Here is an 18,812-nt window from a genome sequence, read left to right on the forward strand (position 1 = left end):
AATGACAAGCATACGTACATACCTGGTGGTGATAGTATCATTGATCGCCCTGCCCTTATCAATACGGGCACAGGCAGGCAGCCCTGCATTGCCCGCCCTGATCCCTTTACCAGTAACAATAACCCCATCAACCGAAGCTTTCTTCATTACACCTGCAACCAAAATTGTAGTGGGGAATAGTACATTAAACAAAATAGCCGGATTGCTAAAGGGCTATGTGCTGGCTTATGGCGGTAAGTCGTTGGCGAAAACTACTACTGCTCCCGGCAATAACTTTATTTCATTGACCATCGATTCTACCGCCGTCCCGCATAAAGAAGGGTATTTGCTTCATATAGATAAAAAAGCGATCCGTTGTATTGGCCACGATGCCAGCGGGGTGCTGTATGGTTTGCAAACCTTGCGGCAGTTATGGAGCGCCGGCACAAATAAGATAAAAGTGTCCGGTTATACCATCGACGACCATCCACGTTTTGCGTATAGAGGAATGGCGCTGGATGTAAGCCGGCATTTGTTCCCCGTCTCATTTATAAAAAAGTATCTCGACCTGCTGGCGTTGTACAAGTTCAATACTTTTCACTGGCACCTCACTGATGACCAGGGCTGGCGGATAGAAATAAAGAAATATCCCCAGTTGCAATCGGTAGCGGCCTGGCGAAATGAAACCCTGATCGGTCATAAAAAAGAATTACCGCATCGCTTCGATGGCAAACGATATGGGGGATATTATACGCAACAACAAATAAAAGAGGTGGTGCGGTATGCGGCAGACCGGCAAATAACCATCATTCCTGAAATTGAAATGCCGGGCCACGCATCCGCCGCACTGGCGGCATATCCTGCATTGGGTTGCACCGGCGGACCGTATAACACCGCTACTTTCTGGGGCGTGTTTGATGATGTGTATTGCGCGGGCAATGATAGCACCTTTGTGTTTTTGCAAAACGTGCTGGATGAGGTAATGGCGCTGTTCCCATCAACCTATATCCATATTGGCGGTGATGAATGCCCCAAAACAAGATGGAAGGTTTGTACAAAATGTCAGCAGCGGAAACAAACCCTGCACCTGCCCGACGAACATGCGTTGCAGAGTTATTTCATTCAACGCATAGAGCAATACGTGAACAGCAAAGGCCGGCATATCATTGGTTGGGATGAGATACTTGAAGGTGGTTTGGCGCCCAATGCTACTGTTATGAGCTGGCGCGGTGAAGAAGGCGGAAAGGCAGCTATTGCACAACATCACCAGGTAATTATGACCCCCGAAACCAATTGCTATTTTGATTACTACCAATCATTATATGCCGAAGAACCTTTAGCAGCAGGCGGCTTTACGCCTTTGCAAAAAGTATATGGGTATGAACCCCTGGCCGGAAACACAGATGATGCAACAACAACTTATTTGGCAGGCGTAGAAGGACAGGCCTGGAGTGAATATTATACCAGCGAAGCGCAGGCAGCCTATATGATCTTTCCCCGGGCGCTTGCCCTGGCAGAACTGGCATGGACGCCAGCCAAACAGCGCAATTATGATAATTTCCTGAACCGGTTACGCGGCGAAGCGCGGTTATTGAAACAGGAGAAAATTAATTATGATGCGCATTTCGATGACATCACCTGCACCGCGGTACCCGTGCAAAACAATGTTTTGCAAATACATTTGCAATCTGCTGCACCTGGTGGCGAGATCAGGTATACAACGGATAATACGGTGCCTACTATACAAAGTACATTATATACCAGTACAGTAGAAATTAAAAATACTTGTACAGTAAAGGCATTGCTCTTTAACAGGCAACATCTACCTACGGGTAGATTGTTCCAGCAATCATTTCGGGTACATAAAGCAGTGGGCGCTGCCGTAACTTTGCAGAATAAACCCATTGACCGGTTCAACCCCGGTAATACAACCCTCGTAAATGGCTTGTTTGGCAGCAACCGGTATAACGATAATCAATGGCTGGGTTTTAGTGGCAATGATCTGCAGGCTGTGATCGATCTGGGAAAGGAGCAAACCGTGCAGCACCTGGCATTGGAAGTGTTGAATTATCACTGGCAACGAATGTGGGCCCCGGTTACCTTGCAGTTGCTGGCATCAAAAGATGGAGAACATTATACAGAACTATACCGGCAGGATTCATTTCCTGTTAATGGCATTAATAAACTGGAGGTGCCGGTTACACCGGTACGGGCGCAATACATAAAAGTGATCGGCATCAACAAAGGCACGATACCTGCGGGCGAATACGGCGCAGGAGGTAATGCCCTGTTGCTGATCGATGAAATTGTGGTTGAATAAAAAATTATAGAAAGAAATGTCCATACTAATCGTATTGCTTTGCATTGTTATACTGATCCTGCTGATCACCTGGGGAAAGCTGAATGCGTTTCTGGCGTTTTTAATTATCTCCCTGTTGGCAGGTTTGTTATTGAAACTGCCGCCGGAGAAAATTATGTCGGCAGTGCAGCAGGGCATGGGCGATACATTAGGTTCCCTGGTAAGCATCATTTGCTTGGGCGCCATGCTGGGTAAACTGGTAGCAGAAAGCGGCGCGGCACAAAAGATAGCGACTGTGTTGATGGATGCATTTGGCGCCCGTTATCTGCAATGGGCATTAATGATCACAGGATTTATTATTGGCATTCCTTTGTTTTATGGGGTAGGATTTGTGTTGATGGTGCCACTGATCTTTTCCGTTGTATACCAGTATAAAGTACCTGCGGTGTATATTGGTCTGCCGATGCTGGCGGCCTTGTCGGTAACACATGGCTTTCTGCCCCCGCATCCATCACCCACCGCGCTGGTAACACAATTCGGGGCCAGCATGGGCATTACTTTATTATACGGATTGCTCATTGCTATTCCGGCTATTATCATTGCCGGTCCATTGTTTTCAAGAGTTGTCAGGAATATAAAGTCTGAACCTTTAGAGTTATTCAAACCACAGGCCATTGATAAAACCCAAATGCCCGGAAGCGCCAATAGCTTTATCACTTCTTTGTTACCGGTGTTTCTGCTTACGGCTACTACGGTATTGAATTATATCTTAAGTGACAACAGATCGGTAAAGGGGGTATTAACCCTGGTCAGCGAACCCGGACTCATTATGCTGGTATCGGTGTTAGTAGCTGCTTTTACGCTAGGCACCAGTTGTGGCAGGTCTATGAGATCGGTAATGGCCATCTATGGCGAAGCGGTTAAGGATGTTGGTATGATCCTGTTGATCATTGCCGGCTCCGGCGCCCTGAAGCAGGTGTTAACAGAGAGTGGGGTAAGCAAACAAATTGCAGCCGCATTGCAAACCTGGCCCGTACACCCATTAGTACTGGCCTGGTGTATGGCGGGCATCATTCGCATTTGTGTGGGTTCGGCTACCGTGGCGGGGTTAACAACAGCCGGCATCATTGCGCCCTTGTTAGCCAAAACATCGGTGAACGCCAACCTGATGGTATTATCTGTAGGCGCCGGCAGCTTGTTGTTTTCGCATGTGAACGATGCAGGGTTCTGGCTTTTTAAGGAATATTTCAATTTGAGCATAAAAGACACTTTAAAGACCTGGTCGGTAATGGAAACAATTGTGGCTGTAACCGGACTGGTTGGTGTAATGATCCTGAATTCAACAATAGGTTAATATAAATATCAAATTCTGAACACATGAACGCTGAAGAAAGATTCAAAGCACTGGGATTGAGATTACCTCCTGCTCCCTCACCATTGGGAGTGTACAAACCTTATCTTATCGATGGTAAATATCTGTATTTATCTGGCCATGGACCTGTGCGGGAAGATAAGACCCTTATTATCGGGCGTATAGGAAGCGACCTGAATATTGAAGAGGGTAAGCTGGCAGCCAGACAAGTAGGCCTTACTATGTTGTCAACGATCTGCACACATATTGGCAGTCTCAATAAAATAAAACGCGTGATCAAAGTGTTGGGTATGGTGAATTGTACAGCTGATTTTGAGCGCCATCCTTATATCATTAATGGATGCAGTGAATTGTTTGCCGCAATATGGGGCGAAGAAAATGGCATTGGCGTTCGCAGCGCCGTAGGCTTCGGTTCTTTACCTGATAATATCCCGGTGGAGATAGAGGCGATGTTTGAGTTGACGAGTTGACCAGTTGACGAGTTGACCAGTTGACGAGTTGACCAGGAAAAATGGGAGAAAGAAGTGGGGAGGTGGGAAAGTTGATAGGGTTGACAAGGTTGATAGAGTTGACGAGTTAACAAGTTGACAAGTTAACAAGTTGAACAGGTTGAATAAAGGCGCGAGGCGAAATTGCCGATTGCCGATTCACGATTGCCGATAAAAGTCGGAGTTCAGCAATAAGGTCTTTTGCCGTTTCACGTTTGCCGTTTCACGTTCTCACGAAATTGGGTTATACTTGTTGAAAATGCAATGAATGATGATGACACCCAGTCCTGTTCAGGTAACCGCATTTGGCGAATTTATGATGCGGTTGCACAGCGCCGGATCGCAACGTTTTTTACAGACCCAGGAGTACAAAGCATACTATGCAGGAGCAGAAGCCAATGCCTGTGTGTTGTTGTCGCGCCTGGGTGTTACTACCAGGTATGTTACCCGTGTTCCGCAAAATGACATTGCACTGGCTGGCATTCAGCAATTGCAAGGTCATGGCGTAGCTACCGACCATGTTGTATATGGTGGTGAAAAGCTGGGACTTTATTTTACCGAGCCGGGTAATCATATCCGCCCAACAAGGGTGATCTACGACCGGGCTGGTTCTTCTTATGCAGAACTGCAACCCGGGATGATCGATTGGACAAAGTCACTCCATGATTCACAATATTTTCATTGGTCAGGGGTGGCGCCTGCAGTTTCACAAAGTGCAGCCGATGTATGCGCCGAAGCGCTGGCTGTAGCAAAGCAGCAAGGTGTCATCATTTCAGCCGATTTCAATTATCGCAGTACTTTATGGAAATATGGAAAGAAGGCAGCCGACATAATGCCGGCCTTATTGCAATCAAGTGAGATAGTAGTGGCCGATCTGGATTCAGCTGCTGTATATTATGGAATCAACACAGATGCAAATGCTCCTTTGGAAGAACGGTTCAAACAATGCAGTGAAGCATTGAAAAAGCAATTGCCTGATATGAAAACGTTGGGCATGAGTTTTCGAAAAACTGATGGATCGGTGCATATTTATTCAGGCGCTTTTATGCACAAGGGACAGTATTATTTTTCTGCCGGTTATAAGTTGCCCTATATTACTGACCAGATCGGTACGGGCGATGCCTTCACCGCCGGAATGTTATATGGATTGATGAATGGCTTAGAACCACCCGTCATTATTGAATTTGCCACCGCCTGCGGCGCCTTAAAACAAAGCATCCATGGCGATTGGGCCATTATCTCTAAATTAGAAGTAGAACAATTTATTCTAACTGGTTCATCAGGAAGAATAATTAGATAAGTGCTCCGCGCAGTGAACTTACGAACCTGCGAACTGGTAATGACAAACATACTTTTTACCACAAAAAAACTCAGGGACCGAATAGCAATGTTTATAATTGATGCACATCTCGATCTAAGCATGAATGCCATGGAATGGAACCGCGATCTGCGGCAATCGGTTATGGACATTCGCAAACGGGAAACAGGATTGACCGATAAACCTGATAGAGCCAAAGGCACAGTGGCATTACCTGAATTACGTAAGGGGAATATCGGGTTGGTAGTAGCTACGCAAATTGCCCGCTATGTAGCGCCCGATAATCCATTGCCCGGCTGGCATTCGCCCGAACAGGCCTGGGCGCAAACCCAGGCGCAGCTGGCCTGGTACAAAGCCATGGAAGCCGACGGTGAAATGGTGATGATAAAAAACAATACCGATCTCGAAAGCCATCTGGCGTTGTGGCTAAATGGCCAACCCAATGATAACAAACCCATCGGTTATATCCTAAGCCTGGAAGGCGCCGATTCTATTGTTACATTAAAACATCTCGAAATAGCCCATGGATCAGGATTGCGCGCCATTGGTCCGGCCCATTATGGCCCCGGCCGCTATGCCAATGGCACCGATGCAACGGGTGGATTAAATGCCATGGGCAAAGAACTGGTAAGAGAAATGGACCGGTTAAACATGATCCTCGATGCCACGCATTTGTGTGATGATGCCTTTTGGGATGCCCTCAGCATTTTCAAAGGGCCGGTATGGGCCAGTCATAACAATTGCCGGGCGCTGGTTAATCACAACCGCCAGTTCAGTGATGACATGATAAAGGCATTGATAGAAAGAGATGTCGTAATTGGCGGCGCGCTCGATGCCTGGATGATGGTGCCCAACTGGGTAAGGCAGCAATCTACCCCCGAAGGCATGCACTGCAATCTCGAAAAAATGCTCGATCACCTGGATCATATCTGTCAGCTGGCCGGTAATACCCGGCATGTGGGTATTGGTACCGATCTCGATGGGGCCTTTGGTAAAGAACAATCTCCCTATGACCTGGAAACCATTTCCGATCTGCAAAAGATCCCTGCTTTGTTAACCAAACGCGGGTATGCACCAGCAGATATTGAAGCCATCATGCATGGCAACTGGCTGCGGTTCCTGCGAAAGGCATGGAGCAATTAATGTTTAAAGGTTGTTTAGCAGGCCCCCGATTTTGTCAAACAATTATGCATGCCATGCCCCAAACAAACCGGGCAAAAACAGTCATTTTATCAGTAAAATCATAATTTGTATAAATTAATAACTGCCTAATTATAAGGGCCTTATTTAAAGTTTTTCCACTATCTACGCTTTTAAGGGAAGTTTTATGAACAATAGGCACAAAAATGGCTTATAGCAGCATGACTGCCATTGCTGCGGTCATTGCAAGCAACCTCGATACCCTTCCGTCCAACCTTTCGCCCCTGGTCTGTAGCAGATATAATGTTAGCTCAATACATCTAGGCTTTTTAAAAATATTTTAATAACCCAACGGTTGTGTGGAAAGCAGCCGTACTATAAAAAACTTTACACAACCATAGGCAAATTATACTATACAGTAATTTATTGATATATAGATTCAGTTATGAAGATCGTACATGTAGTAGAACCTTTTGCTTCTGGTATAGCAGCGTTTGTTCAGTCGATCGTACAAAACCTACGGGATGATTATCATATTATCATCCATGGTGAGCGGGAATATGTGATGCGTTCAACAGAGATCATAAAATATTTCCCGGAAGACAATGTGCAGTTTATCAGGTGGCGATCGGCGCAACGTAATATAAGTGTGGTAAAAGATACGGTAGCTTTAGTAGAGCTTTGCAAGCTGTTGCAGAAACTGAAAGCGCAAAAAATGGTGGATGCCGTTCACCTGCATTCCTCCAAAAGTGGTTTCCTGGGCCGGCTTGCCTGCAGGCTCATGAATATTACCAATGTGATCTATACGCCCAATGGCGCGCCGTTTTTGTTAAGTAATATAAATGCAGTTAACTTATTTTATAAACTCTTCGAAAAACTGGGGTCCTCATTTGGCGGAAAAGTCGTTTGCAGTTCCCAGTCTGAACAGGATGCCTATCGAAAACTGGGTATCAAAGCGCTGAATATTAATAATGGCATTGCCGTTGATTCCAGCCATTACACGCCGGGCGAAGCGCCGGCAGTCTCTGATAAATTCCGCATTGTTACCTGTGCGCGTATTGTACAGCAAAAGAATCCCCTGTTGTTTAATGCCATTGCCACCCATTTAAGGGATTTTGAGCAGTTTGAATTTATCTGGGTGGGCGATGGGGAATACCGTCATCAGCTTACCTCGCCCAATATTACTATAACCGGCTGGTTACCTCAATCGCAGGCATTGGACCTCATCAACAGCGCTCATTTATATTTATCCACTTCTCAATACGAAGGACTGTCATTTTCCGTTCTCGAAGCCCTGTCGCTCCGTAAAACGGTTTTGTTAAAGAATTGCATCGGCAACCGGGATATTGTGAAGAAGGGCTTGAACGGGGACCTGTTTTCCAATGCGCAGGAGGCCATCATAAAGATCTTTCAATACTACAATAATCCGGCTATGTTACGGGTTATGGGTGAGTATTCCGGCTGGCTTTGCCATAAAGAGTTTAATGTGGATACCACTTGTTCAGGGTATCGGAATTTGTATAAGCGCATTTAAATAATAAAGTCTAATCAGCATAAATAAAAAACTATGGATATTTCTGTAAACGGGTTGAAAGAAAGGAGTGAGGGCGCGAAGAATGGAACTAACGGGCATGCAATAAGCGATCCGGCATATAACAAGATCAATGAAAAACTGGAGCAGATCACCAGGCACCTGCTACAGGAGAATGACTATAAACAACAGGTAATAGAAGAACAACGTCTTGAAATTGAAAAACTGCATAAAGAGATCAACCAGAAAACAGCGGTGATGGCGGGGTTGAGAGAACAGCTGAACCAAAGTGCGCAACATACAGAAGGCCATCGTCAGCTGATTAACAAATTATTGAACGACATTGAACATTTTCAAAATGATATCGAGTGGTATAAACGCACTTATGAACGCAGAAGCATTTGGGGTGTGCTGAAAGATAAATTAACTAAAAAGAAATGATCAAAAGCAAAGTAAAAGCGTTAACGTGGTCAGCAGTTTTTTTAATGATTTAATAGATTGATACAACAGGTTACGGGCAACCTGGTAATTAATGTTCATGATCTCACTCACTTCTTCATAACTCAGCTCCTGATAAAACTTCAGGTAAATAATTTCCTTTTGCCGGTTCGATAACTGGCCAAGCGCCTGCAACACCCGCGCGGTTTTCTCGGCATCGTGTTCCCGCCCAACCAGCAGGGTTTCATGGCTTATTTCAAACAACACATCGCTGTGATTTTCGTTAAAAGGACTGGTCGTCTTTCGTTGATGCGCGCGGAATAGCTTGTATTTAAGCGATTTGAACAAATAGGCTTTTACCGATTGTACCTGTGTCTGGCTCTTGTTCTGCCATAATTCTGTGAATAGCTCCTGGATACAATCTTCCAGTACCTCGTTGTTGCCGGTGAGTTTACTGCCATATTGAACCAGCGGTTCATAATAGCGTCGGAACAACATTGCAAAAGAATGGTGATCGCCTTGTTGATAGGCCTCCCACAATGCTATATCAGGCTGATTAGAAATCAATTTGTTAAGCTACTGCTAGTTTTGAGAATGAAACGGAAACAAATGTGAATTTAAGATATGTTTTAGATGAAAATCACAAAAAGGGATAAAAATATAGTTACAAAAAATGATTTTGCAGTACTAAATTAGAAGTGAAACCTACTATATGGACGCACCGATCAATACTATTGAAGACCTTATACGTGATGATACCTTTTTGGCGTGGTATTTTAAAACCGATCCGCAAGCTGTAGACAATTGGAACAATCGCATGGCTAATGATCCTATGCAAAGGAAATTGGTTGATGAGGCGGTTCAATTACTCCAATATATCACCATTAAAGAGGAACCTGTTGATGCACAGCGGTTAAGAATCGCTCAGGAAAAATTAGCAAAAGCTATAAACCTTACCAATGATTCCCCACAGGCAACACCGGTTGTTTCCATGCGTTTACGCCGGACAAAATGGTGGGCTGCAGCTGCGATTATTTTCTTAACTTCATTGGGTACTTGGCAATACATCCGCACTACTGGTAAACTTGTTATGCAAACCGCCTTCGGGGAAACCCGGCAGGAAGTTTTACCCGATGGATCCCAGGTTATGTTGAATGCCAATACCACTCTCAACTACCGCAAATGGAAATCAGGGGCGGATAGAGAAGTCTGGGTAAACGGGGAAGCCTTTTTCCATGTAAAGAAAACAGCTCAGAAAACACGGTTCATTGTCCATACCAGCCATTTTGATGTGGTGGTAACCGGAACGCAATTCAATGTTTTCAACCGGAATAGTAAGAACAATGTATTGTTAACAGAAGGAAGTGTAACAATACAGGGTAAAGATCAGGAAGTACACATGAAACCGGGCGAATTTGTTGAGTTCAATAAAACCGGAATTCAAAAGAAGGACGTTAAAAACGCGCCCGTGCTGGCCTGGACACAACACAGATTTATTTTTGAGAAAACTCCTATGAAAGAGGTCGCTGAACAGGTAGCGGATCTGTATGGAATTAAAGTTAACCTGGCTTATAATGCCTGGGCAACTGATTCTCTCTCTGGCATTATACCCAATGACAACCTGGATGAGTTTGTACAACTATTAACTTACTCGGGGTATGATGTAGAAAAAACAGGGAAAGAATTTCTGATTAGGAAAAGATAAAAGAACCAGAAAACCAGGCAGGTTTATTTTTTAAGATCTGCGTATGAGGAAAAGAGGCTTTGAAAGAGGCTGCCGGAGGTGTTTTTTCATGGTTTCGCTATTGCTTGTTGGCTGTGTTTTTGCGCAGGATGCAGTATCGTATAATCGTAAAAAGCCTCCCCGTCAGACTTTACATGCAGGCGTAGCAACTCCGGCAACAGATACTACTATTGCCCGCCAACCCCTTTTTTCCATACTAAAGCAATTGAATCAATCAAAAGACATCTTCTTCCTCTTTTCCGAAAAATCATTTGGCGATATACTTGTTAAACCGGTTGCCAATAAGGACCTGCCGGTTGAACAAATACTCGAAGACCTGCTGCAGTTTACCGGGTTGAATTTTAAAAAGGTAAATGATAAAACCTTTGTCATTATCGCCGCTCCCGAAAATGTTCCTGCTCACAGATCAAAATCAACTACAGAAGAATCAAAGAACGTCGCTGAAAAGAAAGCACAGCTGGTAAAAGGCCGTGTTACCAATGAAGAAGGAAAGCCATTGGCCAATGTAAGCGTTTCAGTAAGAGGTGCCTGCATTGGCACCACTACCAATGCCGAAGGGGAGTTTAATATAGAAGGCGCAAAAGGGGAAGTGTTGGAATTGACAAGCGTAGGGTATGAGAAAAAAGAAATTCAATTGAGTGGTTCCGGCGCCATCATCTATCTCAATGCGCAATTGTCGGTTTTGGATAATATGATGAATGAAGTAGTGGTAACTGCCCTTGGTGTAAATAAAAATTCGCGGTCGTTGGGATATTCGTTTAGCACGGTATCAGCAGAGAATCTTTCTGCAGCCGGTAACACCAATTTCGCTTCTGCCTTGTATGGCCGTTCACCCGGGGTGATGATTAAAACAGCGCCCGGCGGCGCTACCAGCGCGGTTCAGGTACAGATACGTGGCGTGAACTCTCTTAATTTTAATGCACAGCCATTGTATGTAGTGGATGGCATAATCGTTCGTAATACCAACGAAAAAGGCATTACCGGTATTAACAACGATGGTTATTGGGCCGATCCCCGCATACGGGGAAATGGCATCCTTGATATCAACATAGCCGATATTGATAATCTTTCTATTTTAAAAGGCGCCAGCGCAACCGCCTTATATGGCTCAGAGGCAGCTGCGGGCGTGGTAGTGATCACTACCAAAAAAGGAACACCCAAAAAGCGGTTGGGCGTTGCTGTCAATTATACGAATACCATAGAGCAGGCAGCCTTTTTGCCAAAATACCAGAATGAATATGGTCCCGGCTCCGACAGGGCCACCAACCTCTCCGAAGGCGCTACAGAAGACGGCTGGGTACCGGTTGATACCGATGGCGACGGCATCAATGATGCCATGCGACCCAACTTTACAGCTTATGCGCAATTCGGTCCTAAATTCGATGGCAGCCTGGTGCCCTGGTGGGATGGACAATTGCGACCCTATGTGGCGCATGAAAAGAATTATAAACAATTGTATCGCCTCGGGTTTAATTCTATCATCAATACTTCTATAGCCAATGCAACCGATAAATTTTCTTACCGGTTATCATACACCCGCAATGATTATAAAGGCATACAACAGGGCGGTGATCTGCAACGCAACACCGTACACCTGAACACTAATTATAAGATCACCGATAAACTGAATATAGATGTAATTGCCAATTATTTAGGCAGCAAGGTGCATAACCGCCCTTACCAGTTAGCAAGGATCATTGCAGCCTATGCCGGATTTTTCAGCCGTTCCGAGGATCTGTCGGTGGTATTTGACAAATACAAAACCAGCGAAGGATACAAATGGGTGCCTTTCAATCAGCCGCAACGGAATCCCGCAGAAGCATTGCGTTATAATGTAAAGAACGAATTGCTTGATTTTTTATGGATGCAATTAAAGAATAGCGAAGATGAGTACGAAGACCGTTTGCTGAATAGCGTAACGCTGAATTATGATTTGAACAGGGAACTGAAGTTCAGGGCCCGCTTTGGTAACGATTTCACCAGTTTGAATACCGAAACGCGGCTGTACAGCGAATACCCTTCCGTTTTCAATACGGCTGCGGCAAGTACCGGAGGCTATAAAATTGCCAGTGGGCGATACTCCATCCTGTATGGCGATGGGTTGCTGACCTGGTCAAAAAAACTGCCCAAAAAATGGAACCTCTCCCTGACCGGCGGTTTTCAGTCGCGCAAAGAAACGTACAATGATCAGTCTTCTGAAACCACAGATGGCTTGTTGCTGGAGAACTGGTTCAGCCTGGAAAATTCTTACCATCCCATTAAAACAGGTACCGACAGAAGCGCCATTCTTAAATATGCTGTCCTTGGCTTCTTTAACCTTTCGTATAAAAACTATTTGTATTTCGAAGGAACGGCCCGCAAGGAATATTCTTCTACTTTGCCACCAGGCAACAACAGTTATTTTTATCCATCGTTCAATACGGCATTTATTTTTAATGAAGCGCTGCACCTGCCCGCGTGGGTCTCGTTCGGTAAAGTACGTTCTTCCATTGGCGTGGTAGGAAATGCACCCCCGCCTTATACTTCGCCAGTTAACTATACCCAGCAGAATCTAGCCACGGTACAGGGAACAGTGGCAGCCCTCAATTCGCAAATGAATGCAGGCAACAACAACATCAGACCTGAGAATAAATATGAATTGGAAATGGGGTTGGAAACCATGCTTTTCAGAAACCGTTTGGGGTTCGATGTTACCTGGTACAAAAGCCGCACCGTTAACCAGATCGTACAACTGAGCGTACCTGCCAGTTCAGGCGCCATGACCAAACTGGTAAATGCAGGAGAACTGCAAAGCAATGGATTGGAAGCAAGAATTCAGGCAACGCCATTTCTTGGCCGGAAATTTAAATGGACAACCCAGGTTAATATGTCAGTATCCCGGTCAAAGGTGAGCAAACTCGCTGCAGGGGTAAATAATATTACATTTTATGAAGCCGAACAAAATGGGCTTAGAATAGTAGCCGAAGAACATGAAACAATTGGTAACATCTATGTCTATCCACGATTAAAAGATAATAACGGCAATTATATTATCGGATCGAATGGGTTGTATACCATCGATAACAACCGGTATGAGAAAGTGGGCAATGTAATGCCAAAGCTAACCGGCGGTTGGTTTAACAATTTGACCTGGAAGCATTTTTCGCTCGATTGCGCTCTTGATTATCGGGTGGGCGGTAAACTGGTGTCGCCGCCATTGAAATATAATATCGGCGCCGGCATGTATACAAGCACGCTGCAGTACCGCGATGAAGAACATGGCGGGTTACCTTATTATATCGACCCTGGTGGTCAAAAAATATTGTTACCCAGCCATAGTGCAAAAGCCTCCAACGCAGGCAGGGTATTTCACGATGGCGTTATACTGCCGGGCGTAACGGTGACGGGGCAGGAAAATACCCAGATCATCGATGCCGCCTATTATTATATGAACACGTTTATCTGGGGCGCTTCCTCGATAAATGAAAGTGCTGTTGTTGATAACAGTTATGTAAAATTGCGCGAACTGGTGGTGGGCTATTCATTGCCGGCCAAATTTGCAGGCAAGATGCATTTTAATAATATCCGCATTTCGCTGATCGGTAGAAACCTGTTCTATTTCTACCGTACGTTAAAGAACATCGATCCCGAGGCAACCATTGGTTCCAACTGGATCAGGCAAAGTGTGGATGAAGGGTCTATGGCTGCAACGCGAAGCATGGGTTTTTCAGTAAACCTTGATTTTTAAATGTCCAGACAGGTAAAATATATTATCTCTTTATTGTTGTTCCTGGCAGTGGCTGCAGGCAGTTGCCGGAAAAAACTGGCTGAGCTGTATAATGATCCCGATCAAACGGTGCAGCCCTCTATAGAGAAGTTTTTTACCGAAATGCTGAACAATGACCGGGTGCGGCCTTCTTACTGGAATGTGCGTACGTTTATTGCCATGCAAACTGGCATCTATACACAATCATTAGGCTATTTAAATTATACCACGGCCTATCAACAAAATGCCGGTTATACTCAGGACCGTTGGAATGATTTCTACCAGCCGAGTAATTCAATTGATGGCGGCAAAGGCGGCATTATGGCGCATTACCGGTTAATAGAATCGTTATACGAGTCAATACAGGATGACAACCAAAAGAACGCTGCCGCAGTGTTTTACATGGCGGCCAAAGTGGTGATGTACGACCAGGCTTCCCAAATAGTTGATATGTGGGGCGATATTCCTTTTTCAGAAGCAGGTAATGTAAATACTACCGGCAGTGTGACGCCCCCAAAGTTCGACAATGCAGCCAGTATATACGATGCCATGCTGGATGGATTGAAAAATGCCGCCTTGTATTTTTCCAGCGCCCAGCTTTTACCCGCTACCCAAACATTGTTTGCCAAACAGGATATATTATTAAATGGCCAGTTGGGCAAATGGCAGCAATATGCCAATTCCATCCGGTTGCGTTTGCTGATGCGGATCTCTTTTGTTAGTGAAGAAAAAGCAAAGACCGAAGTGCTGAACATAATCAATAATCCATCGGTATATCCCCTGGTTGATGGCGCCACGAATTACGCGCCGCCGCAAACCGATGTATTGTTACAACCGTTGACCAATTATGTAGGTGATCTGCACAATGCCCTCACCGAAGTATTCAATTATATGGCGCCGGATTATATGTTGAACACGGTGATGAATCCCTGCAGTGATCCGCGCATTCCGGTACTATTTGATAAGTATGGCCGTTCGGATGGTGACCAGTTCATCCGCAATACCGGTTACCGGGCCATGCCGGTGAGTGATAATGCCGAAACGCAGCAGGTGAACATGGGGCGCTATGCCATATTGGATTCCGCCACATTTTTATTCAACAGCAAATTGCCCGGTATTGTGATCACCGCCTCGGAAGTGAATTTCCTGAAAGCAGAAGCCTGGGAACGATGGGGTGGTGGCGATGCAAAGGCTGCGTATGAAACGGCCGTTCGGCAATCCATTACCTTTTACTATTACCTGAACAGCCTGAATACCGTTACCCGTATGCCGTTGACGCCACCTGCCTCAACTGAAATTGCCGGTTTTTTACAAAGCGACCAAATGAAATATGAAGGCACTACCAACGAAAAGCTGGCGAAGATCTGGGTTCAGAAATGGCTGCATTTCGGCTTTCTGCAATCGGTACAGGGTTGGGCAGAATACCGCAGGACCAAGCAACCTGTATTACAATTTTATCCGTCTACACTACCAGGGTATGAAGTACCACCATCCCGGCTGATATATCCTGCCAGCGAAACTTCATATAATACAAACTATGCATCCGTGCGGGATAAGGACGTTCGCACCGGTAAAATTTTCTGGGACGTAAAATAATTGTCCTGCGAACTTTTTAAAATCCGGTAAGTATCGTTGAAAATTTGTTATCAGTACTTAGATTTGAGCGCTGCCCTTGTACGATATGGTTACAGATTAGTAAAATTTAAACCAGCACCCCCATTATGTTCATCAGTACGTTAACTACAAAACAGTTGAGTATGCGGTCACTTATCATTTCTTTTTTTGTACTCCTGACCATAACAACACAGGCACAGGAGCAGGGCATACATCCGCAATCGACAACATATGAGTGGCCTGCGGATCCGGCTGTAAAAGAAAAGCTGGAACACTGGCGCGACCAGAAGTTTGGAATGATCATTCACTGGGGTTTGTATGCGGTGCCCGGCATGATTGAATCATGGGCCTTGTGTTCGGAAGACTGGATCAGCCGCGACACCAACAGCGACTATGGTGAGTTTAAAAAATGGTACTGGGGCTTGAAGAAAGATTTCAATCCCACGCAATTTAATCCTGATCAGTGGGCGCAGGCTGCAAAAGATGCAGGCATGCGCTATTTGGTTTTCACTACCAAACACCATGATGGCTTTTGTATGTTCGATACAAAACAAACCGATTTCAAGATCACCAACGGGCCGTTTGCCGATAACCCCAAAGCCAATGTGGCCAAATATGTGTTTGATGCCTTTCGCCGGAAAGGATTGATGATCGGGGCGTATTTTTCAAAACCCGACTGGCATTGTCCATATTACTGGTGGCCCATGTATGCCACACCCGATCGCAATAACAATTACGACATCCGTAAACATCCCGGTCGCTGGAACCAGTTTAAACAATATACGTATAACCAGATCAGCGAGCTGATGCATGACTATGGTTCCATGGACATACTGTGGCTCGATGGAGGTTGGGTACGTCCGCTGGAAACAGTAACCGAAGAAGTAAAAGGTTGGGGTGCTGCCATTCCGGCATGGAGCCAGGATATTGATATGCCTGGCATTGCTACAATGGCACGTCAGGCGCAACCGGGTTTATTGATCGTTGACAGAACCGTGCATGGCCCGTATGAAAATTACCAAACGCCTGAGCAACGTGTGCCCGATAAACAACTCGATCATCCCTGGGAAAGTTGTATTACGCTGGGCAATGCCTGGGGTTATGTACCCAATGATGAATTAAAAACGTCAACCAAGGTCATTCACCAGTTAATAGAAGTAGTGGCCAAAGGCGGCAGTTTGTTATTGGGCGTTGGTCCTACGCCGCAAGGCACGCTGCCGGAACCGGTAGTGCAACGCCTTACAGAGATCGGCAGCTGGCTGAAAGTAAATGGCGAGGCTATTTATAACACCCGTCCTATTCAGGGGTATCAAAGCGGCAAGGTGTATTTCACGCAATCGAACCATTCAAAATCGGTGTATGCATTGGCGTTGCTGGATGAAAATGCGCCCGTACCCGCTACCATTGAATGGACGGTCAACGTACCGGCAAAAGGTTCCAAAATAAAATTGTTGTCAACCGGTGCACCGGTTAAATACACGGTGAAGGAGGAGAAGGTAATAATTTCGGTGCCGCCTGCCATACAAAAAGCAAAAGGCAATCCGGCCCTGGCATTTGAGTTTATCGTAGCGGCTGATTGATTGTACGAAGATGGGTCTCCGCCGGCTGGCGGAGACCCACCTTGAGACATAATTACATTAAATATAATCAGGAGAATATGACATTCAGGAAAGGTTTTATCACGATCGCTATAGGAGCAACGGTTTCTCTTGGCTTTTTAGCACCGCAGCTGAAAAAAGTAGATCCACCTGCGCCTGTAGGGCCTTTGCCTACCGCCAGTCAGCTGGCCTGGCAACAGATGGAGACCAATGCCTTTGTACATTTCACCATCAATACATTTACAGACCGTGAATGGGGCCTGGGCAACGAGAGCGAAAAATTATTTAATCCTGCTGGCACCGATGCCATGCAATGGGCGCGCGTGCTGAAAGAAACCGGCTTCAAACAAATGATCCTTACCTGTAAACACCACGATGGGTTTTGTTTGTGGCCAACCAAATACACCGAACATTCTATAAAGAACAGTCCGTATAAAAACGGCAAAGGCGACATCGTAAAAGAGGCCTCCGATGCCTGTAAAAAATATGGGTTGAAGTTTGGGGTCTATTTGTCGCCCTGGGACAGGAACCGGGCCGATTATGGTAAGCCCGAATACGTTACTTACTATCGCAACCAGTTAAAGGAATTGTTCACCAATTACGGACCCATTACTGAAATGTGGTTCGATGGCGCCAATGGCGGCGATGGCTATTATGGTGGCGCCAATGAAAAACGTAAAATTGATGGCAGAATTTATTACGACTGGCCAACCACATTAGCGATGGTTCGGCAAATACAACCTAATGTTATTTTCTTTAGCGATGCCGGTCCGGGTGTGCGTTGGGTAGGCAATGAAAGAGGCGAAGCGGGAGAAACCAACTGGAATACGATAACACCGGATACCTTATACGCCGGAAAGCCTGAGATAGAAAAACTATTGAACGAAGGATCTGAAGATGGTACCACATGGATCCCGGCAGAAGTGGATGTGTCCATCAGGCCCGGCTGGTTCTACCATAAAAAAGAAGATTCATTGGTAAAAACGCCCGAACAGCTTTTTAATATCTACCTCACATCGGTGGGCCGTGGCTCAGTGTTGTTGTTGAATGTACCGCCCGATCAACGCGGTATTTTTAATGAAAGAGACGTAAAATCTCTTTATGGATTCCGAAACCTGCTGAACCGCGAGTTTGGTAAAAACAAGGCGCTGGGCGCAACTGCAATTGCCTCCAATTACCGGGGTAAAGAAGGCGCCTATGCACCGTCAAATGCAATAGATAACAATCCGGATACTTACTGGGCAACAGATGATGGGGTAACCACTGCATCGCTGGAAATAAATACCGGTAAGCTGCAAACCATCAAATACGTGATGCTGCAGGAATATATCAAACTGGGACAACGTGTAAAATCATTTACGGTAGAAGTGGAGGATAATGGCGGCTGGCAACAGGTAGCTACCGGAACCACCATTGGGTATAAACGCATTTTAAAACTTTCGCCGGTAAAAGCCGGTAAGGTGCGGATAAACATCACGGCATCAAAAGCCTGTCCGGTAATTTCCAATGTGGCAATCTATTAATAACAATTACAATCAGTAGTAGC

Annotated in this window: 13 protein-coding genes; 12 read left to right on the plus strand and 1 reads right to left on the minus strand. The window is 45.4% G+C overall.

All coding sequences use genetic code 11. The features are described from left to right. The first annotated feature begins 1 nt into the window (after position 1). The 7 genes from ACJ751_RS19790 (at position 2) to ACJ751_RS19820 (ending at position 8,568) form a co-directional block, all read left to right on the plus strand. Complete coding sequence (locus ACJ751_RS19790) at positions 2-2,299, plus strand: family 20 glycosylhydrolase (RefSeq protein WP_407747250.1); 2,298 nt, start codon at positions 2-4, stop codon at positions 2,297-2,299. 16 nt (positions 2,300-2,315) lie between these two features. Beyond that, the gene (locus ACJ751_RS19795) at positions 2,316-3,632 is read left to right on the plus strand and encodes a gluconate:H+ symporter (RefSeq protein WP_407747251.1); all 1,317 of its coding nucleotides are present in this window, start codon (positions 2,316-2,318) and stop codon (positions 3,630-3,632) included. A 23-nt stretch (positions 3,633-3,655) separates the two neighbouring features. Then, positions 3,656-4,120: a RidA family protein gene (locus ACJ751_RS19800; RefSeq protein ID WP_407747252.1), complete on the plus strand. Its 465-nt coding sequence runs from the start codon at positions 3,656-3,658 to the stop codon at positions 4,118-4,120. 286 nt (positions 4,121-4,406) lie between these two features. Then, positions 4,407-5,438 carry a PfkB family carbohydrate kinase gene (locus ACJ751_RS19805; protein WP_407747253.1) on the plus strand — a complete coding sequence of 344 codons (1,032 nt, stop codon included), beginning with the start codon at positions 4,407-4,409 and terminating at the stop codon, positions 5,436-5,438. Between the two features lie 87 nt (positions 5,439-5,525). Continuing rightward, positions 5,526-6,599, plus strand: a complete 1,074-nt coding sequence (locus ACJ751_RS19810) for a dipeptidase (protein WP_407747254.1) — start codon at positions 5,526-5,528, stop codon at positions 6,597-6,599. A 442-nt stretch (positions 6,600-7,041) separates the two neighbouring features. After that, positions 7,042-8,130 (plus strand): glycosyltransferase, encoded by a 1,089-nt coding sequence (locus tag ACJ751_RS19815; protein WP_407747255.1) that lies wholly within the window; start codon positions 7,042-7,044, stop codon positions 8,128-8,130. A gap of 33 nt (positions 8,131-8,163) precedes the next feature. After that, a complete protein-coding gene (locus ACJ751_RS19820; RefSeq protein WP_407747256.1) occupies positions 8,164-8,568 on the plus strand; it encodes a hypothetical protein in 405 nt (134 codons plus the stop codon). Here ACJ751_RS19820 and ACJ751_RS19825 read toward each other — a convergent pair whose 3' ends face one another. Then, positions 8,569-9,063 carry an RNA polymerase sigma factor gene (locus tag ACJ751_RS19825; protein ID WP_407747257.1) on the minus strand — a complete coding sequence of 165 codons (495 nt, stop codon included), beginning with the start codon at positions 9,061-9,063 and terminating at the stop codon, positions 8,569-8,571. Positions 9,064-9,277: 214 nt separating this feature from the next. On the opposite strand from ACJ751_RS19825, the gene ACJ751_RS19830 reads away from it, so the two are divergent. From ACJ751_RS19830 to ACJ751_RS19850, 5 genes are all read left to right on the plus strand, one after another. After that, complete coding sequence (locus ACJ751_RS19830; RefSeq protein WP_407747258.1) at positions 9,278-10,270, plus strand: FecR family protein; 993 nt, start codon at positions 9,278-9,280, stop codon at positions 10,268-10,270. Positions 10,271-10,358: 88 nt separating this feature from the next. Beyond that, complete coding sequence (locus ACJ751_RS19835; RefSeq protein ID WP_407747259.1) at positions 10,359-14,036, plus strand: SusC/RagA family TonB-linked outer membrane protein; 3,678 nt, start codon at positions 10,359-10,361, stop codon at positions 14,034-14,036. Then, positions 14,037-15,650 carry a SusD/RagB family nutrient-binding outer membrane lipoprotein gene (locus ACJ751_RS19840; protein WP_407747260.1) on the plus strand — a complete coding sequence of 538 codons (1,614 nt, stop codon included), beginning with the start codon at positions 14,037-14,039 and terminating at the stop codon, positions 15,648-15,650. It begins immediately after the preceding gene. 161 nt (positions 15,651-15,811) lie between these two features. After that, positions 15,812-17,248, plus strand: a complete 1,437-nt coding sequence (locus ACJ751_RS19845) for an alpha-L-fucosidase (protein WP_407747261.1) — start codon at positions 15,812-15,814, stop codon at positions 17,246-17,248. Positions 17,249-17,325: 77 nt separating this feature from the next. Continuing rightward, positions 17,326-18,789 (plus strand): alpha-L-fucosidase, encoded by a 1,464-nt coding sequence (locus ACJ751_RS19850; protein ID WP_407747262.1) that lies wholly within the window; start codon positions 17,326-17,328, stop codon positions 18,787-18,789. The last annotated feature ends 23 nt before the right edge of the window (positions 18,790-18,812 follow it).

The organism is Niastella sp. (assembly GCF_045805085.1).
In the GTDB taxonomy this organism is placed as follows: domain Bacteria; phylum Bacteroidota; class Bacteroidia; order Chitinophagales; family Chitinophagaceae; genus Niastella.

Bases quoted from the DNA above. Each gene is read 5' to 3' on its own strand.
- ACJ751_RS19790 (WP_407747250.1), top strand. From the start codon at position 2: ATGACAAGCATACGTACATACCTGGTGGTGATAGTATCATTGATCGCC.
- ACJ751_RS19795 (WP_407747251.1), top strand. From the start codon at position 2,316: ATGTCCATACTAATCGTATTGCTTTGCATTGTTATACTGATCCTGCTG.
- ACJ751_RS19800 (WP_407747252.1), top strand. From the start codon at position 3,656: ATGAACGCTGAAGAAAGATTCAAAGCACTGGGATTGAGATTACCTCCT.
- ACJ751_RS19805 (WP_407747253.1), top strand. From the start codon at position 4,407: ATGATGATGACACCCAGTCCTGTTCAGGTAACCGCATTTGGCGAATTT.
- ACJ751_RS19810 (WP_407747254.1), top strand. From the start codon at position 5,526: ATGTTTATAATTGATGCACATCTCGATCTAAGCATGAATGCCATGGAA.
- ACJ751_RS19815 (WP_407747255.1), top strand. From the start codon at position 7,042: ATGAAGATCGTACATGTAGTAGAACCTTTTGCTTCTGGTATAGCAGCG.
- ACJ751_RS19820 (WP_407747256.1), top strand. From the start codon at position 8,164: ATGGATATTTCTGTAAACGGGTTGAAAGAAAGGAGTGAGGGCGCGAAG.
- ACJ751_RS19825 (WP_407747257.1), bottom strand. From the start codon at position 9,063: ATGTTGTTCCGACGCTATTATGAACCGCTGGTTCAATATGGCAGTAAA.
- ACJ751_RS19830 (WP_407747258.1), top strand. From the start codon at position 9,278: ATGGACGCACCGATCAATACTATTGAAGACCTTATACGTGATGATACC.
- ACJ751_RS19835 (WP_407747259.1), top strand. From the start codon at position 10,359: ATGGTTTCGCTATTGCTTGTTGGCTGTGTTTTTGCGCAGGATGCAGTA.
- ACJ751_RS19840 (WP_407747260.1), top strand. From the start codon at position 14,037: ATGTCCAGACAGGTAAAATATATTATCTCTTTATTGTTGTTCCTGGCA.
- ACJ751_RS19845 (WP_407747261.1), top strand. From the start codon at position 15,812: ATGCGGTCACTTATCATTTCTTTTTTTGTACTCCTGACCATAACAACA.
- ACJ751_RS19850 (WP_407747262.1), top strand. From the start codon at position 17,326: ATGACATTCAGGAAAGGTTTTATCACGATCGCTATAGGAGCAACGGTT.